The sequence below is a fragment of the Vibrio glycogenivorans genome (genome assembly GCF_051660965.1).
In the GTDB taxonomy this organism is placed as follows: Bacteria; Pseudomonadota; Gammaproteobacteria; order Enterobacterales; family Vibrionaceae; genus Vibrio.
In genome coordinates this window covers 702,880-728,599 of the sequence record NZ_JBPVIS010000001.1, presented here as the reverse complement: position 1 = coordinate 728,599, position 25,720 = coordinate 702,880, and the positions used below count along the sequence as shown (strand labels likewise).

Annotated in this window: 23 protein-coding genes; 17 read left to right on the top strand and 6 right to left on the bottom strand. The window is 52.0% G+C overall.

Going from position 1 to position 25,720, the window contains the following annotated elements; genetic code table 11:
- Nucleotide 1: 1 nt before the first annotated feature.
- The 4 genes from glpD to ACSTTG_RS03245 all read right to left on the bottom strand — a co-directional run bounded on the left by glpD (nt 2) and on the right by ACSTTG_RS03245 (nt 5,592).
- Nucleotides 2–1,564 carry a glycerol-3-phosphate dehydrogenase gene (glpD, locus tag ACSTTG_RS03260; protein WP_438459010.1) on the bottom strand — a complete coding sequence of 521 codons (1,563 nt, stop codon included), beginning with the start codon at nt 1,562–1,564 and terminating at the stop codon, nt 2–4.
- Between the two features lie 211 nt (nt 1,565–1,775).
- The gene (gene glpK / locus ACSTTG_RS03255; protein ID WP_438473774.1) at nt 1,776–3,311 is read right to left on the bottom strand and encodes a glycerol kinase GlpK; all 1,536 of its coding nucleotides are present in this window, start codon (nt 3,309–3,311) and stop codon (nt 1,776–1,778) included.
- A 163-nt stretch (nt 3,312–3,474) separates the two neighbouring features.
- Entirely contained in the window at nt 3,475–4,506 is a 1,032-nt protein-coding gene (dapD, locus tag ACSTTG_RS03250; RefSeq protein WP_438459008.1) for a 2,3,4,5-tetrahydropyridine-2,6-dicarboxylate N-succinyltransferase, read from the bottom strand.
- Between the two features lie 477 nt (nt 4,507–4,983).
- Nucleotides 4,984–5,592, bottom strand: a complete 609-nt coding sequence (locus ACSTTG_RS03245; protein WP_438459007.1) for a peroxiredoxin C — start codon at nt 5,590–5,592, stop codon at nt 4,984–4,986.
- Nucleotides 5,593–5,804: 212 nt separating this feature from the next.
- Between ACSTTG_RS03245 and ACSTTG_RS03240 the strand changes: the two genes are divergently transcribed.
- The 17 genes from ACSTTG_RS03240 to ureG all read left to right on the top strand — a co-directional run bounded on the left by ACSTTG_RS03240 (nt 5,805) and on the right by ureG (nt 23,336).
- On the top strand, nt 5,805–6,710 hold the full coding sequence (locus tag ACSTTG_RS03240; protein WP_438459006.1) for a hydrogen peroxide-inducible genes activator: 906 nt from the start codon (nt 5,805–5,807) through the stop codon (nt 6,708–6,710).
- 747 nt (nt 6,711–7,457) lie between these two features.
- Nucleotides 7,458–9,035, top strand: coding sequence for a malate synthase A (gene aceB / locus ACSTTG_RS03235; RefSeq protein ID WP_438473910.1), 1,578 nt, complete (start codon nt 7,458–7,460; stop codon nt 9,033–9,035).
- A gap of 112 nt (nt 9,036–9,147) precedes the next feature.
- Nucleotides 9,148–10,458: an isocitrate lyase gene (aceA, locus tag ACSTTG_RS03230; RefSeq protein ID WP_438459005.1), complete on the top strand. Its 1,311-nt coding sequence runs from the start codon at nt 9,148–9,150 to the stop codon at nt 10,456–10,458.
- Nucleotides 10,459–10,564: 106 nt separating this feature from the next.
- Nucleotides 10,565–11,479 carry a histone deacetylase family protein gene (locus ACSTTG_RS03225; protein WP_438459004.1) on the top strand — a complete coding sequence of 305 codons (915 nt, stop codon included), beginning with the start codon at nt 10,565–10,567 and terminating at the stop codon, nt 11,477–11,479.
- A 266-nt stretch (nt 11,480–11,745) separates the two neighbouring features.
- A complete protein-coding gene (gene urtA, locus ACSTTG_RS03220; protein ID WP_438473773.1) occupies nt 11,746–13,032 on the top strand; it encodes an urea ABC transporter substrate-binding protein in 1,287 nt (428 codons plus the stop codon).
- A gap of 128 nt (nt 13,033–13,160) precedes the next feature.
- The gene (urtB, locus tag ACSTTG_RS03215) at nt 13,161–14,789 is read left to right on the top strand and encodes an urea ABC transporter permease subunit UrtB (RefSeq protein ID WP_438473772.1); all 1,629 of its coding nucleotides are present in this window, start codon (nt 13,161–13,163) and stop codon (nt 14,787–14,789) included.
- Nucleotides 14,790–14,799: 10 nt separating this feature from the next.
- Nucleotides 14,800–15,957, top strand: coding sequence for an urea ABC transporter permease subunit UrtC (gene urtC, locus ACSTTG_RS03210; protein WP_438473771.1), 1,158 nt, complete (start codon nt 14,800–14,802; stop codon nt 15,955–15,957).
- The gene (urtD, locus tag ACSTTG_RS03205) at nt 15,954–16,805 is read left to right on the top strand and encodes an urea ABC transporter ATP-binding protein UrtD (protein WP_438459000.1); all 852 of its coding nucleotides are present in this window, start codon (nt 15,954–15,956) and stop codon (nt 16,803–16,805) included. The genes urtC and urtD overlap by 4 nt, the downstream gene beginning before the upstream one ends.
- Nucleotide 16,806: 1 nt before the next feature.
- Complete coding sequence (gene urtE / locus ACSTTG_RS03200) at nt 16,807–17,502, top strand: urea ABC transporter ATP-binding subunit UrtE (protein WP_438458999.1); 696 nt, start codon at nt 16,807–16,809, stop codon at nt 17,500–17,502.
- Nucleotides 17,499–18,410, top strand: a complete 912-nt coding sequence (locus ACSTTG_RS03195; protein WP_438458998.1) for an urease accessory protein UreD — start codon at nt 17,499–17,501, stop codon at nt 18,408–18,410. The genes urtE and ACSTTG_RS03195 overlap by 4 nt, the downstream gene beginning before the upstream one ends.
- A gap of 25 nt (nt 18,411–18,435) precedes the next feature.
- Complete coding sequence (ureA, locus tag ACSTTG_RS03190) at nt 18,436–18,738, top strand: urease subunit gamma (protein ID WP_438458997.1); 303 nt, start codon at nt 18,436–18,438, stop codon at nt 18,736–18,738.
- 10 nt (nt 18,739–18,748) lie between these two features.
- On the top strand, nt 18,749–19,084 hold the full coding sequence (locus ACSTTG_RS03185) for an urease subunit beta (protein WP_438458996.1): 336 nt from the start codon (nt 18,749–18,751) through the stop codon (nt 19,082–19,084).
- Between the two features lie 90 nt (nt 19,085–19,174).
- Nucleotides 19,175–20,878: an urease subunit alpha gene (gene ureC / locus ACSTTG_RS03180; RefSeq protein WP_438458995.1), complete on the top strand. Its 1,704-nt coding sequence runs from the start codon at nt 19,175–19,177 to the stop codon at nt 20,876–20,878.
- A gap of 35 nt (nt 20,879–20,913) precedes the next feature.
- Nucleotides 20,914–21,366, top strand: coding sequence for an urease accessory protein UreE (gene ureE / locus ACSTTG_RS03175; protein ID WP_438458994.1), 453 nt, complete (start codon nt 20,914–20,916; stop codon nt 21,364–21,366).
- Between the two features lie 52 nt (nt 21,367–21,418).
- Nucleotides 21,419–21,982: a HupE/UreJ family protein gene (locus ACSTTG_RS03170; protein WP_438473770.1), complete on the top strand. Its 564-nt coding sequence runs from the start codon at nt 21,419–21,421 to the stop codon at nt 21,980–21,982.
- A gap of 15 nt (nt 21,983–21,997) precedes the next feature.
- The gene (locus ACSTTG_RS03165; protein WP_438473769.1) at nt 21,998–22,690 is read left to right on the top strand and encodes an urease accessory protein UreF; all 693 of its coding nucleotides are present in this window, start codon (nt 21,998–22,000) and stop codon (nt 22,688–22,690) included.
- Nucleotides 22,691–22,712: 22 nt separating this feature from the next.
- Entirely contained in the window at nt 22,713–23,336 is a 624-nt protein-coding gene (ureG, locus tag ACSTTG_RS03160) for an urease accessory protein UreG (protein ID WP_438458991.1), read from the top strand.
- Between the two features lie 241 nt (nt 23,337–23,577).
- Here the strand turns inward: ureG and rsgA are convergent, their stop codons facing one another.
- Entirely contained in the window at nt 23,578–24,672 is a 1,095-nt protein-coding gene (gene rsgA, locus ACSTTG_RS03155) for a ribosome small subunit-dependent GTPase A (protein WP_438473768.1), read from the bottom strand.
- A 251-nt stretch (nt 24,673–24,923) separates the two neighbouring features.
- Nucleotides 24,924–25,622, bottom strand: coding sequence for a YoaK family protein (locus tag ACSTTG_RS03150; protein ID WP_438473767.1), 699 nt, complete (start codon nt 25,620–25,622; stop codon nt 24,924–24,926).
- Nucleotides 25,623–25,720 lie beyond the last annotated feature (98 nt).

Genomic DNA, 25,720 nt, shown 5'->3' with positions numbered 1-25,720 from the left:
GTTATTTGCGAAATAGATAGCAAAGCTTTGCGTGTTGCTGATGGATATACTGCTCAACGCTTTGCACCTGTGCAGCGGATAGCTCAAGACCGACCTTAGTGCGACGCCACAAGATATCCTCGGCATTGTAGGCCCACTCGGTGTTCATCAGGAAGTCGACCTCATGCTGATAAAGGCTGCCGCCAAAGTGCTGCCCCATGTCTTCAACTGACTTGATCCCCTCGAGAAGTCGCTTGACCTGCGAGCCATACTGCTTGGCATAGCGAGCAAGCTGAGTCTTTTCAACAAAGGGATAACGCACCTCAAGTTGCAGGGTATAGCTGTGCAGGTCGGTATCTAAGTCTCCCCCAAACAGTGGCTTAGCGCACTCAAGTGGTGGGGCGATATGACGAAAATAGGGTGTGAGTTTGTCGATGGCCGTTTGGGCCAGTTTGCGGTAGGTGGTGAGCTTACCACCAAACACCGACAGCAGTGGTGCTTCGTCCAGCTCTTGCTCCAACTCTAGCGTGTAGTCTCGACTGATCGCCTGTGGTGAGGCTTCTTCGTCATCACACAGAGGGCGCACGCCGCTAAATGACCAGACAATATCGTCACGCTCAATACCCTTGACAAAGTGCTGGCCGATGATGTCGATCAGGTAGTCAATCTCATGGTCTGAGATAGCCACATCGCGCGGATCGCCATGGTACTCTTGGTCGGTGGTGCCAATCATGGAGTACTTGTCGAGGTAAGGGATCACAAACACAATTCGCCCATCTTGGTTTTGTAAGATATAGGCTTCATCGCTGTCATAGAGCTTGGGCACCACGATATGACTACCCTTAATCAGACGAACATTGTGCGGGGATGGGTTGGTTAAATGGTGATCATAAAAGTGTTTAACCCAAGGGCCGGTGGCGTTGACGAGTGTTTTAGCATAATAGGCCTCTTTGCGCTTGGTGCGCAGGTTATCGACCCAAACTTTCCATAAGCCTTGCTCGCGCTCGGCACTCACCACGCGAGAATAGTTTTGTACCACCGCGCGGCTATCTCGAGCCGTCTGCATGTTGGCCAAAACCAGGCGCGCATCATCGACCCAACAGTCGGAATACTCAAAACCAATCCGGATATCGGGCTTGAACAAGCCGGTCTCACTCAGGTTGACCCGCTTGCTGCTGGCCAGTACCGAGTCCTCACGGCCAACCACGGGATATTTGCCGAGAGTATCATAGAGAAACAGTCCGGCACGGATCATCCATGCTGGGCGAAGAAACGGCCGATGGGGCAGGCGAAAGCGCATCGGAAAAGAGAGGTGTGGCACCTTTTTAAGCAGGATTTCCCGCTCAGCAAGCGCCTCAGCGACCAAGCGAAATTCATAGTGCTCAAGGTAGCGCAGCCCACCGTGGATCAGTTTAGAGCTTGCCGAGGAGGTCGAAGAGGCAAAGTCTGCAGCATCAAAAACACCGACTGATAAGCCGCGAGTCGCACCTTCCGCCGCAATACCGGCGCCATTAATCCCCCCGCCAATCACCAGGAGATCAAGCGGGTGGTCTGGGTGTGCATAAGGGTTGTTCAATCCATTCATTCATTATTCCCTAATCTTGTGTCATCCGAAGCCATTTTGACGGGAACGAATTAGGGCTATCGTTCGCGTAAAAACACCATGGATATGGAGACCTGGAGTCAGTATATTGAAAACGTTTTCAGGCTAACCGTGAGCAACCCAGTGTTTTGGCTTGAAGCTAAGGCTCAATGTTCATTTTTGCGAGATTGAGCCAGTGAAAACTCTCGATATTTTATTCGCTATCACCACTCTCTAACTCGGCCCAAACCCGGGCACACTTGATGGCTCGTTGCCAACCCGTGTAGCGCTGTTGACGCTTATTGTCATCAGGGTGCGGCTCAAAGCAGGTATCGATATCCGCTTTGTCTCTAAGTACATCGATATCGGGCCAAAAATCCACCGCCAGCCCCGCGAGGTAAGCCGCGCCGAGTGCCGTGACTTCGGTGATCTTGGGCCTTACCACTTTACAGTCGAGCAGATCGGCTTGGTATTGCATCAAGAAGTTGTTGGCAACCGCTCCACCGTCCACCTTGAGGGTGCTGATGGTGAGTGCCGAATCGGCTTGCATGGCACTAAGGACATCATAGGTTTGATAAGCGATGCTCTCTAATGTGGCGCGAATAATATGATTGCTGCTGGTACCGCGAGTAAGACCGACGATGGTGCCACGCGCATAGGCATCCCAATGGGGCGCACCGAGACCGGTAAAGGCAGGCACCACATAGACGCCGTTGGAGGAGTCGACCTTAGTCGCGAAGTATTCGCTGTCTTTGGCATCGGCTATGAGCTTCAACTCATCTCGCAGCCACTGGATAGCCGCCCCGCCCATAAATACCGAGCCCTCGAGCGCAAAGCAAGGTTTTCCATGGCTATCACAAGCAAGGGTAGTCAACAGCCCATTTTGTGACACCACTTTCTCTTTGCCCGTGTTCATCAACAAGAAACAGCCGGTCCCATAGGTGTTCTTGGCTTGCCCTGGTGAGACACACATCTGACCGAACAGCGCCGCTTGCTGATCGCCCGCAATACCGGCAATGGGGATGCGAGTGCCGCCCTTGCCCCCGATATTGACCTGGCCGTACAAGGACGAAGAGGGTTTGACCTCTGGCATCATGCTGGTCGGAATAGTAAAGAGCTCAAGCAATCGCGGGTCCCACTCGAGCGTGTTGATATTGAACAGCATGGTGCGTGATGCATTGGTGTAGTCGGTGGCATGCACCCGCCCTGCCGTCATTTTCCACACTAGCCAAGTATCAATGGTACCAAACAATAACTCGCCAGCTTCGGCTTGCTCTCGAGCCCCTTCGACGTTATCCAAAATCCACTGCACTTTTGAGGCAGAAAAGTAGGGGTCAAGCACCAGGCCGGTTCGCTCGCGGATCTCTGGCTCAAGTCCTTGCTTTTTCAGTGTCTGACAAATATCGGAGGTGCGCCGACACTGCCAAACAATCGCGTTATGCACGGGCTTGCCAGTATGCTTATTCCACACCACGGTCGTTTCGCGCTGATTAGTAATGCCGATCGCGGCGACCTGATCGCTGCGGATCTCCGATTTGGCCAGCGCTTCAACCAAAGTGGCGCTCTGGCTTGCCCAGATCTCCAGCGGGTCGTGTTCTACCCAACCAGCGTTAGGATAGATTTGGCTAAACTCGCGCTGTGAGGTCGCGACAATATTGGCATCATGGTCGAGAACCACGGCACGTGAGCTGGTGGTGCCCTGATCAAGAGCAACGACATAACGAGGGGTGGAGATAGCATTGACTGGCATAGGCACATCCATACTGAATTCATCATTGGGTAAAGTATGCACCGAACTGGGTCATTCTACAGGGGCAGGGGAAAAAACTGTTGCTTTAGACGAAAAAACGGCCTCATAGCGAGACCGTTTTGTGATATTCAATACGCCGTCATTGACTGCGTGAACAACCTAATTAGTTGTTTTTGTGCAGCTCGCTGTTCAGTTCAACCGCTGACTTGTTCGCTAGACACTCAATTTGACCCGTTACAGAGTTACGACGGAACAGTAGGTCAGAAACACCGGCAAGATCGCGCGCTTTAACCACTTCCACTTCGTTGCCTGAAGAGTCTAGCATGCGCACTTTAGAACCCGCAGTCACGTAAAGACCAGATTCAATCGTACAACGGTCACCCATAGGGAAGCCAAGACCTGCGTTAGCGCCAAGCAGTGAGTTCTCACCGATAGACACAACCACTTTACCGCCGCCAGAAAGCGTGCCCATGATAGACGCGCCGCCACCGATATCTGAGCCATTGCCAACCACAACGCCCGCAGAGATACGACCTTCAACCATGCTCACGCCGGTGGTACCTGCGTTGAAGTTGATAAAGCCTTCGTGCATAACCGTGGTGCCTTCGCCCACGTGCGCGCCAAGACGTACGCGAGAGGTATCTGCGATACGCACGCCCGTTGGTACTACGTAATCAACCATTTTCGGGAACTTATCCACGCAGTCAACGCTAAGTGCGCGACCTGCCAGGCGAGCTTCGATTTGACGCTCAGCCAGCTCAGGCAGATCGATTGGGCCTTCGTTAGTCCATGCAATGTTGTGCAGCAGGCCAAAGATACCGTCAAGTACTGTGCCGTGCGGCTGAACTAGGCGGTTTGAGATAAGTTGCAGCTTAAGGAAGCCCTCAGCAACGCTCTGTGGTTGCTCATCAGTCGCTAGAATAACCAGCACCAATGGCTGCGCTGAATGCGCCGCTTTTTCAGCGAAAGACGCGTTAGCCGCATCGCCATTGGCAGCAAAAGCGGTTGCTAGCTCAGCCGCAAGTTCAGCAGAGATTTCAATAGCCTGGTTACCTTGCTCGTAGCCTGCAACGCTAGCAAGTGCTTGAACAAGTTCGTCAGCAGGGTTTAGAACAGGGTTTGGGAAAAACGCTTCGATGATTTTACCGTCACGGTTTTTGGTTGCCGTACCGAAGGCTAGAGAGAAGTAAGCCATGATTGAATCTCCATGTATCAATTCGTTGTTGTATGAGCCCAGTAAAAACGTTGACCAGCACTCATCAGTTGAGAGCCATCTTAAATACACACCGACAGACTTTAAAGACCCCAAGCAAATTAAGTCCGTAAATGAATACTAAATGTCGTTTCAGTAACACAGGGGCGAGGTGCGAGTACGGGCGTTGCCCTACGGGGAGCGAGGGGTTCTATGGATGCTACTAGTCTTGAGGAGTGACGTGAAACCAAATTGTAGACCCAATATTTTGCGAAACCAGTCGAACTCCTCGTACCCCGAAGCGCAGCGTCCCCGCACCTCGCACCTGTGTTTTAAAATAAGAAAGCCCGAAGTAAACTTCGGGCTTTTATCGTTAAGACTTTACTTAAACATGCTAAAACTGATTGGCGTTGGTGCTTTTTGCACTCGTTGTTTTATAACTTCCAACCAAGGCACCAGTTGAGCGCTGGTGCGAGACCCTTACTTAGCTAGGTCTTCTGCGTGCTCAGATAGGAACGCTGCAACACCTTTTGGAGATGCGTCCATACCTGATTTACCTTCTTCCCACTGTGCAGGACATACTTCGCCGTGCTTCTGGTGGAAGTTTAGAGCGTCTACCATGCGTAGCATCTCGTCGATGTTACGGCCTAGTGGTAGGTCGTTAACGACTTGGTGACGTACAAGACCGTCTTCGTCGATTAGGAAAGAACCACGGAAAGCAACGCCCGCTTCTGGGTGCTCAACGTCGTACGCTTTACAGATTTCGTGCTTAACGTCAGCAACTAGTGGGTACTTAACTTGACCGATACCGCCATCTTCGATAGCAGTGTTACGCCATGCGTTGTGAGAGAACTGAGAATCGATTGAAACACCGATAACCTCTACACCTTTAGCTTGGAAGTCAGCTAGACGGTTATCGAAAGCGATTAGCTCTGATGGGCAAACGAAAGTGAAGTCTAGTGGGTAGAAGAAAACAACCGCTTTCTTACCTTTAGTGAACTCTGCAAAGTTGAAGTTATCAACGATTTCACCGTTACCTAGAACCGCTGCTGCAGTGAAGTCTGGGGCTTGACGACCTACTAGTACCATTTTTTTGCTCCTAAAAAATTGTTTTATTCCAAACCGTTAATTATCAGGTGTTGGTTTGGGTCTCGTTTGTACGGGACAAATACTAGTACAAAAGTTAATATAGAAAAAAGCGAATTAAATAGATTGAGTTAATCGAAAAAAGCGATAGTTAAACCTATGCCGCCTGCGATGTTAGCTCGGTTACAAATTGATGATATTTACCTGACATTCCTATGAATAAGTGGCCCAGTTTAAAGCAGATCCATTACCTGATCACCCTGCACGAAACCCGTCATTTCAGCGAGGCTGCTGAAAAGTGTTTTGTCAGTCAGTCGACGCTTAGTAAGGGGATCCAAAACCTCGAAGAGCTGATTGGCTGCCCGCTGTATGAGAAAAAAGACAAGAAGAGCCCACTGGTATTTACCCATGCTGGTGAGTTAGTGGTTGAGCATGGTCGTGAGCTTCTCGCCAAAGGGCAAGATATCGTCGAGCTTGGCTATTTATGTCAGGGTGACTCGATGCAAGGTCAGCTGCGCGTTGGGTGTATCCCAACCATTGCGCCGTTTCTACTCTGCGATCTGGTTCAAGAGGTTAATGCCCGCTATCCACAGCTGGACTTGCTGCTGCGTGAAGACACCACCACCAACTTGCTGGCGGCGCTGCGCCAAGGCTCGCTGGATGTGTTGATCTTGGCCTTGCCGGTAGATATCGACGAGATGCACAGCCGTATCGTGGGTGAAGATCCGTTTAAGATGATCATCAGTCGCAACCAAGCGGATCAGATCACCGCTCCGATCCGTTATGACGACCTGCCCAATGAGTCGGTATTCTTACTCGAAAAAGAGCACTGCTTGACCGAGCATGCTGTGTCTGCGTGCGCACTGACCGAGAAAGAGAAGATTAACCCATTTAGTGCCACTAGCTTGCATACCCTGGTACAGATGGTGGCCAACGGCCTTGGCACCACCTTTATTCCGCAGATGGCCATTGAGCACGGCTTGCTCGATAACCAAAACCTGGTCATCGTCGATCCGCCTGGGCAAGAGGCGTATCGTAAGATTGGCCTGGTATGGCGCCCAAGCTCTTCGCGCACGGCGACCTTTGATGAGTTAGCTGAGGTGGTCTCTGAGCTTCTGTAAGTTGCAGGCATAGCTTGCAAGGTCAATCGTATGCACATGTTTTTCAGGTAGGAGGCACACAATGTGCCTCTCAAATGAGTCGAGTTAGTCGCATTCAACACATTTCACCCTAGTCTCATGCCAATAATAGTTAAAATTGCCCGTTAATATGTTGCTATTTATCATCTAGGTAGAGCTTTCCACTTTCTGTGATTTTTTTATTGTGAAATTTCACAGCTTCTCTGTGGAGAAGTTTTCATAAAATTGTGAAATTTCACAGTGTTAATTTTACACCTATCACGGATACGCTCACGGCTCGTCCAACCCTCCACTGTCACAAAACCTCCCTACATTACAGTGTCTTGCCGAACGTGCTACAAATCATATCGCTGAGGTAGGTAATTCAGCAGTAGGGTTTGTGTAATTAAATTACGTAATTATTACCAAATGAGTCACCTAGGTAGGGTATTAGTTCAGACAATACAAAACTTCAAATTTAACTTTTGATTAACTTTGAAGGTTTTCCTTTTTCGCCCTTTGATATAAGGTTTTACTATGTCAAGCAAGCTAAATTAGCACCTAAGGTATGACGACTGAAAAGGGATAATAAGTGATATTTTACTCAGTAGTCGCGGTGTCGATATCGAAGGGAAAGAAAATAAAAATGTAGTTTGTAAGTTACAAATGAAATCTGACTAAGGACGACGGATCATGTTAACGCAACCGACTTCAAGCAACTCAAACAGTCATGCCCAAGATAACCCACCTATGGTTTCGCTCACACACAGCTTGAGCAGCGAGCATCAACACATCTTCCCAGAGCAAGCGCAAGTCTTCCTGTCTCAGCTGTGCGCGCGATTTGCCGGTCGAGTCGACGAGTTGCTAGCTGAGCGAGAAACGCGCCAACAGGCAATCGATAATGGCCAACTGCCAGACTTTAACCCTGACACCGCCGATATTCGCGAGGGGAGCTGGAAGATCATGGGTATCCCTGCCGACCTGCAGGACCGAAGAGTAGAGATCACCGGTCCCACGGATCGCAAGATGGTCATTAATGCCCTTAACGCCAACGTTAAGGTGTTTATGGCCGACTTTGAGGACTCGATGTCGCCGGCTTGGACCAAAGTACTCGATGGCCAAGTCAACCTACGCGATGCCGTACGCGGCGAAATCGACTATACCAACCCAGATAACGGCAAGCATTATCAACTGTGCGACGACCCGGCGGTCTTGATTTGTCGCGTGCGTGGCTTGCACTTAAAAGAAAAGCACGTTGAATTTAACGGCGCCATCATTCCCGGTGCGTTGTTTGATTTTGCTGTGTACTTCTACAACAACCACCAAGCCTTGCTAGCGAAGGGCAGTGGTCCCTACTTCTATCTGCCCAAGTTGCAGTCGCATCATGAGGCAAAATGGTGGAGCGAGGTATTCCACTTTACGGAGGATTACTTTGGCCTGGATACCGGCACGATCAAAGCCACGGTGCTGATTGAGACCTTGCCGGCCGTGTTTGAGATGGATGAGATCTTGTTCGCACTCAAAGAGCACATCGTTGGCCTCAACTGTGGGCGCTGGGATTATATCTTTAGCTACATCAAAACCCTAAAAAAATACCCTGAGCGTATCTTGCCTGACCGCCAGGTTGTCACCATGGATAAGCCTTTCCTGAATGCCTATTCGCGCTTGTTGGTGCGCACCTGTCATAAGCGCGGCGCGTTTGCGATGGGCGGCATGGCAGCATTTATCCCTGCTAAAGACCCACAGCAAAATGAGCAGGTGCTCACCAAGATCCGCAATGACAAATCACTCGAGGCCAACAATGGCCACGATGGTACATGGGTCGCCCACCCGGGCCTTGCCGACACGGCTCGAGAGATATTTGATGCCAAGCTCGGTGAGCGTACTAACCAGCTCGATGTGCTTAGGGACACCGATGATCCAATTACTGCCGAGATGCTGCTTGAGCCTTGTCAGGGCGAGCGCACGGAGCAGGGCATGCGCCACAATATTCGCGTCGCTTTGCAATACATCGAAGCTTGGATCTCAGGCAACGGGTGTGTGCCTATCTATGGCTTGATGGAGGATGCGGCCACCGCAGAGATCTCACGCGCCTCAATCTGGCAGTGGATCCAACATGGAAAATCGCTCGATAACGGGCAAGTGGTGACCAAGGCGCTGTTTGAGCAATACCTGGCAGAAGAGATAGAGGTGGTCAAGCAGGAGGTGGGTCAGGCTCGCTTTGAAAGTGGACGCTTTGCTGAAGCCGCTGCGCTGATGGCAAGACTGACCACCAGCGATGAGCTGACTAACTTCTTAACCGTCCCAGGCTATGACTACTTAGATTAATTAATCATAACTATAACCACCGCAAAGGTGACACTGAACTCGCTTTAGTTTCGTTCACGAAATCATTGGTACTGCGAGCAATAACTAACATGAAATGAAAGAGGGAACGACCATGACACTTACTCGCCGCCAACAAATTGAAGCACTAGAAAAAGATTGGGCAGAGAACCCACGCTGGAAAAACGTTAAACGCACCTATACTGCAGAAGAAGTCGTAGAGCTGCGTGGCTCTATGGTGCCGGCGAATACTATCGCCCAGCGCGGTGCCGACAAGCTTTGGTCACTGGTTAATGGCAGCGCGAAAAAGGGCTATGTTAACTGCCTTGGCGCGCTAACTGGTGGTCAAGCAGTGCAGCAAGCCAAAGCCGGCATCGAAGCGATCTACCTATCAGGCTGGCAGGTCGCCGCGGATAACAACACCGCCTCAACCATGTACCCAGACCAATCGCTCTACCCGGTTGACTCTGTGCCTTCAGTAGTGAAACGCATCAACAACTCATTCCGCCGCGCTGACCAAATCCAGTGGTCAAATGGCAAAGCGCCAGAAGATGAGGGTGGTGTAGACTACTTCTTGCCTATCGTTGCCGATGCGGAAGCGGGCTTTGGTGGCGTACTCAATGCCTATGAGCTAATGAAGTCGATGATTGATGCAGGGGCAGCCGGGGTGCACTTTGAAGACCAGCTAGCATCTGTGAAGAAATGTGGTCACATGGGCGGTAAAGTGTTGGTACCAACCCAAGAAGCGGTGCAGAAGCTAGTCGCAGCACGTTTAGCAGCAGACGTTGCGGGCACCACGACTTTGGTTATCGCACGCACCGATGCCAATGCGGCTGATTTGTTGACTTCCGACTGTGACCCTTACGATCAGGACTTTATCCAAGGTGAACGCACACCAGAGGGCTTCTACCGCGTTCGCGCAGGTATCGACCAAGCGATTGCACGTGGCTTAGCTTACGCTCCATACGCTGACCTTATCTGGTGTGAGACCGCTAAGCCATGCCTTGAAGAAGCACGTAAATTTGCTGAAGCGATCCACGCTGAGCACCCAGAGCAACTGCTGGCTTATAACTGCTCGCCATCGTTCAACTGGGAGAAAAACCTCGACGCGGAAACTATCGCTAAGTTCCAGCAAGAGCTCGCGAATATGGGCTACAAATACCAGTTCATTACACTAGCTGGTATTCATAACATGTGGTTCAACATGTTTGAACTGGCTCACGCGTATGCACAAGGCGAGGGTATGCGCCACTACGTTGAAAAAGTTCAGCGCCCTGAGTTCGAAGCGGCCGAAAAAGGCTATACCTTTGTCGCGCACCAACAAGAGGTGGGTACCGGCTACTTTGACCGTATGACCAACACGATTCAAGGTGGTAACTCTTCTGTCACGGCGTTGACTGGCTCAACCGAAGAAGACCAATTCTGATGGTAGCCGATTAATCATCGTGATCTAACAACCGCGTGGTTGGCTTACTGCCAAGCGCGCGGTTTTCTTTTATACTGCCCGTAACATGGAACGACGAGTCTAGGGCATGCTGCCGCTAATTTACCACCCCATCTATTCCCAATTACCACTGCCCGAAGGGCATCGTTATCCGATCAATAAGTATCGTTACTTGCACCGCGCCGTACAACAGCGCTGCAACGTTGATCCTCACTGGAAGGCTCAAGTGGCCTTTTTCCAACCACAAATGCTCGAGCTTGAGGTCGTCAAGCAAACCCATAGCTCGGATTATGTCGATGCGTTGGTTTCAGGAGATATTGCTGCCGCCAAGATGCGTCGAATCGGCTTTCCCTGGAGTGAGCAGTTGATCACCCGCACCCTTACCTCAGCCGCGGGCACTGTGCTAGCGATGGAGAAAGCGCTAGAAACCGGTCTGGCGATTCATTTAAGCGGCGGCTATCACCACGCGCATGCGGATTTTGGTAGTGGTTTTTGCCTGTTCAACGATTTGGTGATTGCCGCGCAGCAGGCACTAGAGCGTGATGAGATTGGCACCGTGCTGATTGTGGATAGCGATGTCCATCATGGCGACGGCACGGCTACATTGTGTGGCAATAATCCCGATATCATTAGCTTGTCTTTTCATTGTGAGAAAAATTTTCCCGCCCGTAAGCCCGCTTCGGATTTGGATGTGCCATTAGCGAGAGGGACACAAGATGATGAGTTTTTGAACAGCTTTGAGCAGGTGGTGCGGATGGCGATAAATTTGCACCAACCAGACATGATTATCTATGACGCCGGGGTGGATATTCACCAATCTGATGAGCTTGGTTATCTGTCAATCTCAGCCCAAGGCATCTTTCATCGAGACAAACTGCTGTTTGAGATCGCCGGTCAGGCAGGTTTACCGGTCGCCGCGGTGGTCGGTGGGGGCTATCGCACTAATCATGATGACCTGACGGGATTGCATTTAGGGCTGATAGAAGCGGCGCTTGCCCCATAATGTTTCTCAATAACAAACACTTGCACTGGTAGTGCGCAGGGTTTGCACCTATCTCCAACTGAATTCTTCATTTTGGTTCAACGGCGTGAATATTGCACCAAGCTGAGGCAGTGGTGGTGAGAGATAAAATACAGCTGATGAGGCTTTTTTGGGTTTATTTCTATACAAATCAATACCTTAAATTTTGGTTCTAACTCTGAGACAATCTGGCACCGTTTTTGTAACCCATTGAATGAATAACAATTCACTTTGATGGAGTATCCTCTATGAACAAGAAGTTCAACTTATCGGTAGCAGCACTGTGCACCTCTCTAACCCTTTCTTGCGGTGCGGCTTTCGCTGCAGACGACACAATTAAAGTCGGCGTTCTGCACTCGTTATCGGGCACGATGGCAATCAGTGAAACCACACTGAAAGATACCGTGTTGATGCTAGTTGATGAGCAGAACAAAAAGGGCGGCCTGCTAGGTAGAAAACTTGAAGCAGTCGTAGTTGACCCAGCGTCCAACTGGCCAATGTTTGCGGAAAAAGCCCGTGAGCTGATCGAGAAAGAGAAGGTCGACGTGGTGTTTGGTGGCTGGACGTCAGTATCGCGCAAATCGATGCTACCAGTCTTCGAAGAGCTAAACAGCATCCTTTTCTACCCAGTACAGTACGAAGGTGAAGAGTCATCGAAAAACGTCTTCTACACAGGTGCCGCGCCAAACCAGCAAGCTATCCCAGCGGTTGACTACCTAATGGAAGAGCTGGAAGTGGAGCGTTGGGTACTGGCGGGAACTGACTATGTTTACCCTCGTACGACTAACCGTATCCTTGAGTCATACCTAAAAGCCAAAGGTGTCGATGAAGCCGACATCATGATCAACTACACGCCATTTGGTCACTCAGATTGGCAATCCATCGTTTCTGACATCAAGCGCTTTGGCTCTGAGGGCAAACAGACTGCCGTTGTCTCTACCATCAATGGTGACGCGAACGTGCCGTTCTACAAAGAGCTAGGCGCGCAAGGCGTATCATCGGAAGACATTCCAGTTATCGCCTTCTCAGTTGGTGAGGAAGAGCTATCTGGTATGGACACTGAGCCTCTAGTCGGTCACCTAGCCGCTTGGAACTACTTCATGAGCGTCGATACTGACCAAAACGAAGAGTTTGTTGAAGCGTGGCACAGCTTTATCAAGAACGAAGACCGTGTAACTAACGACCCAATGGAAGCGCATTACATCGGCTTTAACATGTGGACTCAAGCGGTCACCATCGCAGGCACCACTGACTCTGAAGCGGTTCAAGATGCGATGATCGGCGTCTCGGTACCAAACCTATCAGGTGGCTACTCGACTATGATGCCTAACCACCACATCACTAAACCAGTCTTGATCGGTGAGATCCAAGACGATGGTCAGTTTGACATCGTATGGGAAACCACCGGCCTAGTCGCAGGTGATGCCTGGTCTAAATACCTTCCTGAATCGGCCAAGCTGTACTCAAGCTGGTCTAAGCCATTCTCTTGTGGCGCATTCAACATCGAAACCAAGACATGTGCGGGCGGTAACTAATCCCCTGACTGTCGACGGCGCCTCAGGCCTTGAGGCGCCGTTATTCGTGGTACCCAAGCAAAAAGAACATGGTAGGCCAAATGCCTAACCAACCAATAACAATGCTTGGTAGATGAAGGACGTAAGAAATGAAGAATGTATTAAAAATATTTCAAGCAGTGTGCTTACTGCTTGCCTCGCTGAGCGTGAGCTGGGCGGCGGTGAGCGATCAGTCAAGCTTTGAGCAAGCCTTGATTGGTAAAAACAACAGCCACAAACAGCAAGCGATTGATTGGCTGGTGGCCAACAGTGAAGCCAGTCAGGCCAAACTCATCCTCAACAGCTGGCTTAATGGCCAACTGTACTATTTTGATCAATCCTCAAGCGAGCACCATCAGGCGCTGTTTGTGATTGACGATCCGAAAACAGCGCCATTGGCACAGTTTGCTTGGAGCGAGCAAACGCTGGCGATCGAGAACAGTCGCCAATTTAAACGAGTGCGAGTTAATAACCGCTTGCGGCGTGAAATTCGTGCCGAGCTGGCTTCGCTAGGTATCAACAGCGATGAGGCGAGTGTGCGTCAGAGCGCCGTGATGGCCCTGCTAGGTACCGAGGATGATGAGCTTCTCGAGGCACTGGCGACCCGTCTAACAATTGAAGACGACAGCAAGGTTGCTGAGCTGATTGAGCTGGCCCTGGCGATAGATATCGCCAATGACGCTGAGCAAAGCGATGCTAAGCGCGTCGCGGCGCTTGATACCATCGGTGACTATAAGCTGCCGATTGTGGCGCAGACGCTCAATAAAGTTCTAGCGGCTGAACCTGCCGCCGAGGTTGAGTCTGCCGCAAACAAAGCCTTATCCCAGTATCAGCAATCCCAAAGCCTATATGCTGGTGTTGAAACCGTGTTCTTTGGCTTGAGCATGGGCTCGGTGTTAGTCCTCGCCGGGATCGGCCTTGCGATCACCTTTGGTGTGATGGGCGTGATCAATATGGCCCATGGTGAGCTGATCATGATTGGTGCCTACACCACCTATGTGATGCAGCAACTGCTGCCACAGCAAGTAGGCCTTGCATTGATCCTATCGATTCCAATGGCCTTTATCGTTTCTGGTCTGGTGGGTATCTTGATTGAGCGCAGCGTGATCCGCCACCTCTACGGCCGCCCGCTGGAAACCCTGCTCGCCACCTTTGGTATCAGTCTTATCTTGCAGCAAGCGGTGCGCTCTATCTTCTCTCCACTCAACCGCTCGGTAAGCACCCCAAACTGGATGTCAGGGGCGCTTGAGATCAACCCAATGCTGTCTCTAACCTATAACCGTCTGTACATCATCATCTTCTGTGTGATGGTGTTCTTTGGCCTTTTGATGGTACTGAAGAAAACTCCGCTAGGCTTGCAGGTTCGTGCTGTATCACAAAACCGCGCCATGGCGCGTGCGATGGGTATTCGCTCTGAGCGCGTCGATGCGATGACCTTTGGCCTCGGCTCTGGTGTAGCCGGTATCGCTGGTGTGGCGCTATCACAGTTGACCAACGTTGGGCCGAACATGGGCCAAGCGTACATCATCGACTCGTTTATGGTGGTGGTGTTTGGTGGTGTCGGCAACCTATGGGGCACGTTGGTGGCTGGTCTCAGCCTTGGCCTATTTAATAAGGTCCTTGAGCCATGGGCTGGTGCGGTTCTAGCCAAGATCTTAGTCCTGGTGTTTATCATCCTATTTATTCAAAAACGTCCACGGGGCCTGTTCCCTCAACGTGGCCGTGCGGCTGAAGGTTAAGGAGCGCATTATGCAGTCGAAATCGTTTGTTCTTTCAGCCATGCGCGGCGACCGTGGTGGGCAAATTACCCTGCTGGTTCTGCTTGCTGCTGTCATTTTTGTTCCGTTGGCCAATACGTTATTGCCGGTTGGCCACCCTCTGCACGTCGAGACCTTTACCGTCTCACTGCTGGGTAAATACCTGAGCTACGCGATGCTGGCTCTTGCCCTGGACTTGGTCTGGGGTTACCTCGGTATTCTCAGCCTTGGCCATGCGGCATTCTTTGCCATCGGTGGCTATGGCATGGGCATGTACCTGATGCGTCAAATCGGCGACCGTGGGGTCTATGGTGACCCAATCCTGCCGGACTTTATGGTGTTCCTTAACTGGGAGCAACTGCCGTGGTTCTGGCATGGCTTTGACCAGTTCTGGTTTGCAGCCTTGATGGTGGTGCTCGTACCTGGGGCACTTGCCTATGTATTTGGTTACTTAGCTTTCCGCTCACGAGTGTCCGGCGTTTACCTATCCATCATGACGCAGGCCTTGACCTACGCCTTAATGCTGGCCTTCTTCCGCAATGAGATGGGCTTTGGTGGTAATAACGGCCTAACCGACTTTAAAGATATCCTCGGCTTTAGCCTGCAAAGTGACAGCACTAAGGTTGCCCTGTTTGTGATCACTGGCGTGGCACTCATGCTTAGCTACCTTGTGTGCCGCATGGTGGTCACCTCGCGTTTGGGACGAGTGGCGCTGGCTATTCGTGATACCGAGTCACGCACCCGCTTTATGGGTTATGACGTGGATGGCATCAAGCTGTGGGTGTTTGTTTTATCGGCGGTGATCGCCGGTATTGCTGGCGCTCTGTATGTGCCTCAAGTCGGCATTATCAACCCAGGTGAGTTCACGCCAATCAACTCGATTGAGGTGGTGGTTTGGGTTGCGCTTGGCGGCCGTGCAACCTTGTTCGGTGCTATCTTCGGCGCGCTTATCATTAACTACGCCAAGAGCTGGTTTACGGTTGAGTTCCCAGAAGTATGGCTGTTTGCCCTAGGTGGCATCTTTGTTCTGTCGACCATGTACTTCCCGCAAGGGGTGATGGGCTTTATCAGCAGCAAAACTCAGCTGCTTACCAAGCTCTTCAAGCGCGATAAGAAAGCAGAGACACCAGTGAAGGAGGCCACGGCATGAGTGCATTGCAATCGGTACAGCAAATCAAGAGTAACTACCAATCCTTCACCCGACGTGATGAGGTGTTCTCTTTTCTAAGACCGGATGTGCATCCGGCGATCGATACTCGCCACAACGTACTGTTGTACGTCGAAGGGGTAAACAAGAGCTTTGATGGCTTTAAGGCGATCAATGATCTCAACCTTTATATTCGTGAGGGTGAGCTGCGCTGCATCATCGGCCCTAACGGCGCCGGCAAAACCACTATGATGGACATCATCACGGGTAAGACCAAACCTGATAGTGGTCAGGTGTGGCTAGGCTCTAACATCAACCTGCTTAAGATGAACGAAGCCGAGATCGCGAATGCGGGTATTGGACGTAAGTTTCAAAAGCCAACCGTGATCGAGTGTCTCACCGTATGGCAAAACCTTGAGCTGTCGATGGCGGGCGTGCGCTCGGTGTGGGGAACGTTCCGCGCACAGATGAGTGGCGAGCAGCGCGACAAGCTGGAGTCGGTGCTAGAGCTTATCCACCTCAAAGATGAAGCCACCAACAGCGCCGGTAACCTATCTCACGGTCAGAAGCAGTGGCTGGAGATCGGCATGTTGCTGATGCAAAACCCGAAACTGCTGCTGGTCGATGAGCCCGTTGCAGGGATGACCCACCAAGAGATGGACCGCACCTCAGAGCTGCTCAACTCGCTAGCGGGCAAGCACTCGGTGGTAGTCGTTGAGCACGATATGGACTTTGTGCGCTCGATTGCTAGCCACGTGACTGTGCTGCACCAAGGCCATGTACTGGCTGAGGGCAGTATGGATCAGGTCCAAGCCCACCCTGAAGTTAAACAAGTTTATCTCGGAGAATAGGATGTTAGAGATTCAGTCGTTAAACCAGTTTTATGGTGAGAGTCATACCCTGTGGGATCTTGATATGACCATTCCCGAGGGTAAGTGTACTGTGCTAATGGGTCGTAATGGCGTGGGTAAGACCACGCTGCTGCAATGCATCATGGGCCTGGTCAAAGTACAAAGCGGTGATATCAAACTTGGCGAGCAGTCGCTACTCAAGCTGGATGCCGAAGAGCGTCCACGACAAGGGATTGGCTATGTCCCGCAGGGAAGACAGATTTTTCCGATGCTGACGGTCCAAGAGAACCTTGAGGTGGGTCTACCGATTCGCGCCAAGGGGGATCGCAAGATCCCAGAGTTTATCTTTGAGCTCTTCCCGGTGCTGAAAGAGATGCTTCATCGCCGCGGCGGTGACCTTTCTGGTGGTCAGCAGCAGCAATTGGCGATTGGCCGTGCGCTGGTGGTTAACCCGAAACTGCTTATCCTTGATGAGCCTACCGAGGGTATCCAGCCCAATATCGTCCAAGAGATTGGCGATATTATCCGCATGCTGAACGAAAAGCTTGGCTTAACCGTGCTCTTGGTTGAGCAGAAACTGCCGTTTGCGCGTAAGGTCGGCGATCGCTTCTGTATCCTCGACCGCGGTCGCCAAGTCGCGCAAGGCGAGATTGATGAGCTGGATGAGCGCTTGATCAAGGAGTATCTAACCGTATGAGTGCAGTGCTGGAGTGTGATACGACGGCAAGCCACCAGATTGGTGGTGCAATCGAGCAGGATATTCGCGATGGGTGGAAGGCGCAGCTTGACCTGACCTTTACTCAGCGCGGCGATAAAACGGTGCTCAAGCACCGCTCTCAACGTGGACCGCTGGCGATCCAGCGGCCTCTTTATCCTGATGGCACCACCTGTCATACCTATCTACTCCACCCGCCGGGTGGAGTAGTGGGTGGCGATACCCTATCGATTAATGTCAATGTCGACCAAGGTGCCGAGGTCCTAGTGACCACGCCGGGGGCGACCAAGTTCTACCGCTCTGATAATAAATACGCGCGCCAGACCCAGGTATTGCGGGTCAAATCCGGTGCGCGGTTGGAGTGGTTCCCGCAAGAGAATATCTTTTTTCCCAACGCGCACAGTCGCTTAGACACCGAAATCCATCTAGATGCTGATGCACAATTTTGGGGCTGGGAGATGCACTGTTTTGGTCGTCCTGCACTAAATGAGGGATTTGACCAAGGACACCTAGTCGGTAAAACCGAGATATTCGTCGACCAAAAGCGAATTATCACCGAAGGATTAAATTTTATTGGTGGTGATAAGTTAATGATTAGTAAAGGTTTACTTAATTATCCATTGGTTGGAACCCTGTATATCAAAGCCAATGATATGCACTTGCTTGAGTTGGTACAGAGCTTGCTCTGTTCTAGTACAACAGGGATCCCAAAGGTCAATGGGCAGCCGGGCATCTTGCTTGGTGTGACTCAGGTTGAACAGATGTTGGTCGTGCGAGCACTCGGTCACTGGAGCGAGTCGATGATCGAACTCTTCAGTGCCGTGTGGCAACTGACTCGCGCGCACCTCACCGATACCACGCCAGACCGGCCAAGGATTTGGGCAACATAATTTCAAATAAGATGTGAGCGGTAACATGGAATTATCACCAAGAGAAAAGGATAAGTTACTGATTTTTTGTGCAGGCCTACTGGCTAAGCAGCGCAAAGACAAAGGTTTAAAACTTAATTACCCAGAGGCGATCGCCTTTATCAGCAGCGCCATCTTAGAGGGTGCTCGTGAAGGAAAAACCGTCTCCGAGCTAATGGATTATGGGCGCACCCTGCTTGGCGTCGAGGATGTTATGGAGGGGGTGCCCTCGATGATCCCGGATGTTCAAGTCGAGGCAACCTTTCCTGATGGCACCAAGTTGGTCACGGTGCACGAGCCGATAGTCTAAGGAGGCGATGATGGCAGCAAGCAAAGTAGCCGTCGGTGGCTTCGTCCCTGGCGCAATCGAAACCCCAAGCGGTGAGATAGAGATCAACCAAGGACGCGACACCTGCAAAGTGGCGGTCAAGAACCTTGGCGACCGACCGATTCAGATCGGCTCTCACTATCACTTCTATGAGGCCAACCAAGCGCTCGAGTTTGACCGCGAGCAGACTAAAGGCTTTCGTCTCAATATTCCTGCTGGCACCGCGACGCGCTTTGAGCCGGGCCAATCGCGCACGGTTGAATTGGTGCGTTACGCTGGCAAGCTCGAGGTATATGGCTTCCAGGGTAAGGTGATGGGCAAGGTGTAATCACCTGCCTAGCAGTGCAATTTCTCTAGTAAAGGCAATTGCTGTCCACAAACTTTTGTGGGCAGCAAAAACAATAACAAAGGATTGAAAATGGCGACGATATCCAGACAGGCTTACGCCGAGATGTTTGGTCCCACGCTGGGAGACCGGGTACGTCTAGCAGATACAGAGCTCTGGCTTGAGGTTGAGAAAGACTTCACCGTGTATGGCGATGAAGTGAAATTTGGCGGTGGCAAGGTGATCCGCGATGGCATGGGCCAGAGTCAGCGCCCAAGTGCAGAGACCCCTGATTTGGTGATCACCAATGCCGTGGTCTTGGATTACTGGGGCATCGTTAAGGCCGACGTGGCGATCAAAAATGGTCGCATCCAAGCGTTAGGTAAAGCGGGCAACCCAGATGTGCAGCCGGGCGTTGATATCGTGATTGGCCCAGGTACTGAGGTCCTAGCGGGCGAGGGCAATATCCTCACCGCGGGCGGTATCGACTCACACATTCACTTTATTTGTCCACAGCAGATTGAAGAGGCGCTCGCCTCTGGCGTCACCACAATGATTGGCGGCGGCACCGGGCCGAATACCGGCACTAATGCGACCACGTGTACACCGGGGCCTTGGAACATGCATCGAATGCTCGAATCGCTCGATCAGTTCCCAATGAACTTTGGCCTGCTTGGTAAGGGTAACGCCAGCCAACCTGAGGCGCTGCGTGAGCAAGTGGCCGCTGGCGCAGTCGGGCTTAAACTGCATGAAGACTGGGGTACCACACCCGCTTCTATCGATACCTGCCTAACCGTGGCGGATGAGATGGACGTGCAGGTAGCCATTCACACCGATACCCTTAATGAGTCGGGCTTTGTCGAATCGACCCTTGGCGCGATTGGCGATCGCGTGATCCACACCTATCACACCGAAGGGGCAGGTGGTGGTCATGCGCCGGATATTATTCGCGCTGCAGGTGAGGCGAATGTCCTGCCATCTTCCACCAACCCAACTCGCCCTTACACCATCAACACCGTTGATGAACACCTCGATATGCTGATGGTGTGTCACCACTTATCGCCATCGATAGCCGAAGATGTGGCGTTTGCCGAGTCGCGTATCCGCCGTGAGACGATTGCCGCTGAGGATATTCTCCACGACCTCGGGGCATTCTCGATGATCGCGTCCGATTCTCAAGCCATGGGCCGCGTGGGTGAGGTGATCACTCGCACCTGGCAAACGGCGCACAAGATGAAAGTGCAGCGCGGCAGCTTGCCGGAGGATTCTAGCTACAGCGATAACTTCCGCCTCAAGCGTTATGTCGCTAAGTACACGATTAACCCTGCCATCACCCATGGTATGGCGCACGAGATTGGCTCGATTGAGCCGGGCAAGCTTGCTGACCTAGTGCTGTGGAAACCGGCCTTCTTTGGCGTTAAGCCAAGCGTGATCCTAAAAGGCGGCATGATAGCGATGGCGCCGATGGGTGACCCGAATGCGTCCATCCCAACCCCGCAGCCCGTGCACTACCGCTCGATGTTTGGTAGCTACGGCAAGGCGAGCCAGAACACGTCAATGCTGTTTGTTTCACAGCAAGCAGCCAAAGACAACATCGCTGAGCAATTGGGTCTCAATAGTCTAATTGGCGAGGTCAGCCACTGCCGTGATATCAGCAAGTCGGATATGAAGCTCAATGACTGGATGCCGAAGATTGAGGTCGACTCGCAAACCTATCAGGTGCGCGCCGATGGTGAGCTTCTAGTATGTGAGCCAGCAGACGTCCTGCCGATGGCCCAGCGCTATTTCTTGTTTTAATTTCCTGATTAAGTTGTATAGGAGCCGATAACAACATGATTGAACTAACTCAGATCGATAGCCAAGGCAGCAATAAGGCCGATGGTTACTTGAGCCTGCCCATCGACAGCCGGATCAAGAGCCGCCTAAAGGTCACCCTCGACGATGGTCGTGAGGCTGGGCTGTTTTTACCGCGCGGACACATTCTGCGCGGCGGTGAGCAGCTGCACAGCGAGTGTGGCCTGGTGGTTGAGGTCAAGGCTGCCCCTGAGCAGGTATCGAGTGTGTATTGCGATGATGCGCATCTGTTGACCCGCGTTGCTTACCATCTTGGTAACCGTCACGTGCCACTGCAAGTTGAGGCTGGCTGGGTGCGCTATCAGCACGACCATGTGCTTGATGAGATGGTGGAAGGGTTAGGGGCTACCGTGACCTCAGAGCTACAGCCGTTTGAACCAGAGGGTGGCGCTTATGGCGGCCGCTCAGGTGGTCATCACCACCACCATTAATGCGGATAAGCATCGTTATTACGGAATAAAAATACCCCAAAAGGAATCGATTATGAAAACCAAATTTACTGCAGCTCTAGCGCTGTTAGCCACCCCTTCTCTGGCTTTAGCGCACCCAGGTCATGACCACCACTCTTTCTCTGCAGGCCTTTTGCACCCTGTGACCGGAGTGGATCACCTGATCATGCTGGTCGCTTTTGGCCTACTGGTAGCCTGCGTTGCACTCACGCGCACCAACGCAGTTAAACTGGCAGGTGCAGGCATTGCGTCATTGATGGTGGGGCTGTTTGCCGGTCAAATGCTGGGCTTTGCCGCCATGGTTGAGCCAGCAATCATCGCCTCGTTGTTTGTGGTTAGCCTTTGTCTATGGCAAGCCTTCTCTCCATCAACAGCGCGCGTTAAGCTTGCTAGCGGCGCAGCGGTAGCCATGCTGTTCTTCCACGGCTACGCTCATGGCGTTGAAGCCACCGGTAGCGTGTCTTTGTTTGCCATGGGTATGTTGCTCAGTGCGGCAGCGCTAATGGCGGCAGGGAACATGGTAGGCCAAATGCTTCGCTCTAAGTGGTTATCGCTTGGCGTTGCTTCAGCGAGCGCCGTGCTACTACTGGCAGCATAAGCCCGGAGCCTGCCAATGAATCCGCTCAGCACAAGCCCGCAGCAGCTAGCCTGCTACCGCTTGTTTCAGTTGATCAGCCCATCACTCCCGATTGGCGGCTTTACCTACTCTCAAGGGCTAGAGTACGCCGTGGAGGCCGGATGGGTGCATGACCGCGCTAGCATGGAGCAGTGGCTTGAATACATGGCGCAGTCGAGTATCGCGACCCTAGAGCTGCCAGTGCTAGAAAAGTTCTACCACGCGCTGGGCGAGCAGGATACGCACACCTTAACTCACTGGAGTGAGGTGCTGTACACCAGCCGTGAAACCAGTGAGCTGCGCGCCGAAGAGCGCCAGCGTGGCCTGGCAATGAACACCTTGCTTGGCAAATTAGATATCGATTTAAGCCTGATACAGGACTTATCCTGCCAGCCCAATCAGCTTTTAGGGCTGTGCGTCGCAGCTAGGGCGTGGTCTATCGATATCGATACCTTAAAGCAAGGCTATCTATGGAGTTGGCTTGAGAACTTAGTCACGGCTGGGGTGAAGTTGATTCCCCTTGGGCAGACTGATGGCCAGCTAGCTTTGATCAATATTACCGACAGCTTTCCTCGCGTCATCGCGAGCGCATTACAAATAGAAGAGTGGATGATTGGCAGCTTTACGCCGTCGATTGCTCTAGCCAGTGCACTGCATGAAACCCAGTACACGCGGCTATTCCGCTCATAAAAAAAGATAGGAACAGAACAGAATGGAAACTTACAAACAACCACTACGTATCGGAATTGGTGGGCCGGTGGGCTCGGGTAAAACAGCCCTGCTTGAGGTCCTGTGTAAGTCGATTCGCGATAAGCTCAATATCGCCGTGGTGACCAATGACATCTACACCCAAGAAGATGCAAAAATTCTCACTCGCGCTGAGGCGCTAGAGCCGGATCGGATCATCGGTGTCGAAACCGGTGGTTGTCCGCACACTGCGATCCGTGAAGATGCCTCGATGAATCTCGCCGCGGTTGAAGAGCTGGCGAAAAAACACAAAAACCTCGATGTGGTGTTTGTCGAAAGTGGCGGTGATAACCTCAGCGCCACCTTCAGCCCAGAGCTCGCGGATTTGACCATCTACGTGATTGACGTTGCCGAAGGCGAGAAGATCCCGCGCAAAGGAGGCCCGGGCATCACTCGCTCAGACCTTTTGGTCATCAACAAAATCGACCTCGCCCCTTACGTAGGCGCCTCTCTTGAGGTCATGGAGCAAGACACCGCCCGCATGCGCCCAACCAAGCCTTACGTCTTCACCAACCTTAAAGAAAGCCAAGGCCTAGACACCATCATCGACTTCATCGTTACCGAAGGCATGCTCACGCTTAAAGATTAGGTTCGAGGAGCGGGTTTCACTTCGTTCCGAGGTTCGGGGAGTTCATCACGTGCTGTAAACTCCTCGCACCTCGTAGGACGCAGTCCGTACTCGCGCCTCGCACCCCAGCTAGGGGCGAGGCTCGGGTTTCACTTCGTTCCGGGGTTCGAGGATTTTGTCACGTGCGTTTGACTCCTCGCACCTCGTAGGACGCAGTCCGTACCCGCACCTCGCACCCTAGCGCAAGCGTCCTCTCGCCTCTTTATTTCCCCTTAAGTTGGCGGCTTGCGCTTTGGACGCTGCGGTACATTTTCCCGAGCTGTTTGTCGTGTGCGCGCTGTTCGGCTAGGGTGGCGCCGTTGTGGCGTTGCTCGCGGAGGAGTTTGAGGTAGTTGTTGAGTCGGCGTGGCTCGAGCTCGCCGGATTCCAGGGCGGCTTGAATGGCGCAGCCTGGTTCGGTTTGGTGGGCGCAGTCACTGAAGCGACAACCACTGGCGAGCGTTTCGATATCGGCGAAGGTTTCGCTGACGCCTTGCTCGCAATCGGCCAACTGCAACTCACGCATTCCCGGTGTATCAATCAATACTGCGCCAGCAGGCAGCACGTGAATCGAGCGTGAGGTAGTGGTGTGGCGACCCTTGCTGTCATCCTCGCGGATCGAACCGGTGGCCTGTGCCTGTTGCCCCATCAGGGTATTGACCAGGGTTGACTTACCGACCCCCGATGAGCCCATAAAGGCGACGGTTTGTCCTTGCTTGCACCAAGCCTCTAAGCTTTGGACGCTATCGGTGTCTAGAGCATTGACGGCCTCGACCATCATCAGCGGGTTTAGTGCGCTGACCTGTTGCTTAAGCGTGTCGCTATCAAGACATAGGTCTGCTTTAGTCAAAACCACCACCGGCTCAACCTCAGCATCCAGTGCGAGTGCCAGATAGCGCTCAATACGACTAAGGTTAAAGTCATCGTTAAGCGAAACCACGATAAATAGGGTATCGATATTGGCGGCAATTAACTGCTCCGCTACCTTAGTGCCGGCTGCTTTACGACTAAAAAGACTACGACGATCCAAAAGCCTAACGAACTGTTGGTCTTCATCGAGGATCACCCAGTCACCGACCGTCATCGCGGGTAGGTCATGGTGGATATCCAGACGGATCTCACCCTGCTCAGAGCTGAGTACATAACCGCTGCGATGGTGGGCGATAACGCGCGCAAACACTCTGCCCTCATAGTCTTCAAGTGACAGTTGCTGCTGAAAATGCCCCTTCCATCCAAGTTGTTGGATTGACGGTGTTTGAGTATTTGTCGTGGTTTTTAAATTAATAGTTGAATGAGAAATAATCGTTTTTTGGTTCATTGCCGAATAGTCCCAGACGCGATCAGTAGATGTGAAAAAGCGCCTAAAAGTAATAACACGATTAGGGTCAAATTCGAGATGAGTTTAGACCCCGGATAGTCCGGGCTATGAAGATAAAAGTAGGGAAGTACTAGTAAGGAAAGGGTTGTGGTTTTCGTTACTTCTGCATAGCCCAGTGGTTAAAAGTCATTACAATCATTCGTGTCCTCCAATTTTCGTTCGTTAGTATGTGTGTTCAATAAACGCGGCGATTATAACGATGAAATAATCGCCTTGTCTCTATTTTTTCGCCTTGCGGCGCACTGCAAGTAAATGCGATAGCCCAAGGCCAATAGCGCGCAGATGGCCGAGGGTGCCATCAAGGCATAAAAGGCCCAGCGGCTAAACAGGTAAGCTCCAACCGCACCACCGCTGATAAAGCCGAGAGTGATCAGGCTAAACAGCAGTACACGTCGACGGTTAAATGACTCTCCGCGCAGCATAGAGCCAAGCATGATCCCCAGGTCGGTGATGATACCCGTTAGGTGCGTGGTGCGGACAATCGCGCCGCTGTAAGTGGTCACCATGGCATTTTGTAGGCCGCATGCGGCAGAGGCAGCAAAGTGGCCATAGAAGGAGTCATTCGCTAGCAGATACATTGCAATCAGCAGCAATAAGGCCTCAATCGCGAGGGCGGTATCGTAATGTCGGCCAAGCTTGACCGCCGTGCTCGGTAGTAGAACGCCGGATAGGGCGGCTCCAGCAAAAAACGCAACCACGACACCAGCGAGGTGTAAAGTCACTGAAGGGGTATGATTGAGTAGGCTGGCACCGATCAGTGTTGCCGTGCCAGATAGGTGTGATACCGATTGGTGCTCAAAGCCGAGCAGACCAATGGCATTAATACACCCTGCGACAAACGCGAGAAGAAATGCACCGTATTCGATCCATTTGGGGAGTTTTGTAATCAACCTATACCTTGCCTAACTAATGCGCCACTTATTACCCATAACCTGCCAACACAAAGTGGTTAGCCTTGATCGTGAGCGAAAAAGCGGCGCATTATATC

What these genes read in the sequence shown, in the direction of transcription:
- glpD (WP_438459010.1), bottom strand. Translation starts at nt 1,564, where the DNA reads ATGAATGGATTGAACAACCCTTATGCACACCCAGACCACCCGCTTGAT.
- glpK (WP_438473774.1), bottom strand. Translation starts at nt 3,311, where the DNA reads ATGCCAGTCAATGCTATCTCCACCCCTCGTTATGTCGTTGCTCTTGAT.
- dapD (WP_438459008.1), bottom strand. Translation starts at nt 4,506, where the DNA reads ATGGCTTACTTCTCTCTAGCCTTCGGTACGGCAACCAAAAACCGTGAC.
- ACSTTG_RS03245 (WP_438459007.1), bottom strand. Translation starts at nt 5,592, where the DNA reads ATGGTACTAGTAGGTCGTCAAGCCCCAGACTTCACTGCAGCAGCGGTT.
- ACSTTG_RS03240 (WP_438459006.1), top strand. Translation starts at nt 5,805, where the DNA reads ATGAATAAGTGGCCCAGTTTAAAGCAGATCCATTACCTGATCACCCTG.
- aceB (WP_438473910.1), top strand. Translation starts at nt 7,458, where the DNA reads ATGGTTTCGCTCACACACAGCTTGAGCAGCGAGCATCAACACATCTTC.
- aceA (WP_438459005.1), top strand. Translation starts at nt 9,148, where the DNA reads ATGACACTTACTCGCCGCCAACAAATTGAAGCACTAGAAAAAGATTGG.
- ACSTTG_RS03225 (WP_438459004.1), top strand. Translation starts at nt 10,565, where the DNA reads ATGCTGCCGCTAATTTACCACCCCATCTATTCCCAATTACCACTGCCC.
- urtA (WP_438473773.1), top strand. Translation starts at nt 11,746, where the DNA reads ATGAACAAGAAGTTCAACTTATCGGTAGCAGCACTGTGCACCTCTCTA.
- urtB (WP_438473772.1), top strand. Translation starts at nt 13,161, where the DNA reads ATGAAGAATGTATTAAAAATATTTCAAGCAGTGTGCTTACTGCTTGCC.
- urtC (WP_438473771.1), top strand. Translation starts at nt 14,800, where the DNA reads ATGCAGTCGAAATCGTTTGTTCTTTCAGCCATGCGCGGCGACCGTGGT.
- urtD (WP_438459000.1), top strand. Translation starts at nt 15,954, where the DNA reads ATGAGTGCATTGCAATCGGTACAGCAAATCAAGAGTAACTACCAATCC.
- urtE (WP_438458999.1), top strand. Translation starts at nt 16,807, where the DNA reads ATGTTAGAGATTCAGTCGTTAAACCAGTTTTATGGTGAGAGTCATACC.
- ACSTTG_RS03195 (WP_438458998.1), top strand. Translation starts at nt 17,499, where the DNA reads ATGAGTGCAGTGCTGGAGTGTGATACGACGGCAAGCCACCAGATTGGT.
- ureA (WP_438458997.1), top strand. Translation starts at nt 18,436, where the DNA reads ATGGAATTATCACCAAGAGAAAAGGATAAGTTACTGATTTTTTGTGCA.
- ACSTTG_RS03185 (WP_438458996.1), top strand. Translation starts at nt 18,749, where the DNA reads ATGGCAGCAAGCAAAGTAGCCGTCGGTGGCTTCGTCCCTGGCGCAATC.
- ureC (WP_438458995.1), top strand. Translation starts at nt 19,175, where the DNA reads ATGGCGACGATATCCAGACAGGCTTACGCCGAGATGTTTGGTCCCACG.
- ureE (WP_438458994.1), top strand. Translation starts at nt 20,914, where the DNA reads ATGATTGAACTAACTCAGATCGATAGCCAAGGCAGCAATAAGGCCGAT.
- ACSTTG_RS03170 (WP_438473770.1), top strand. Translation starts at nt 21,419, where the DNA reads ATGAAAACCAAATTTACTGCAGCTCTAGCGCTGTTAGCCACCCCTTCT.
- ACSTTG_RS03165 (WP_438473769.1), top strand. Translation starts at nt 21,998, where the DNA reads ATGAATCCGCTCAGCACAAGCCCGCAGCAGCTAGCCTGCTACCGCTTG.
- ureG (WP_438458991.1), top strand. Translation starts at nt 22,713, where the DNA reads ATGGAAACTTACAAACAACCACTACGTATCGGAATTGGTGGGCCGGTG.
- rsgA (WP_438473768.1), bottom strand. Translation starts at nt 24,672, where the DNA reads ATGAACCAAAAAACGATTATTTCTCATTCAACTATTAATTTAAAAACC.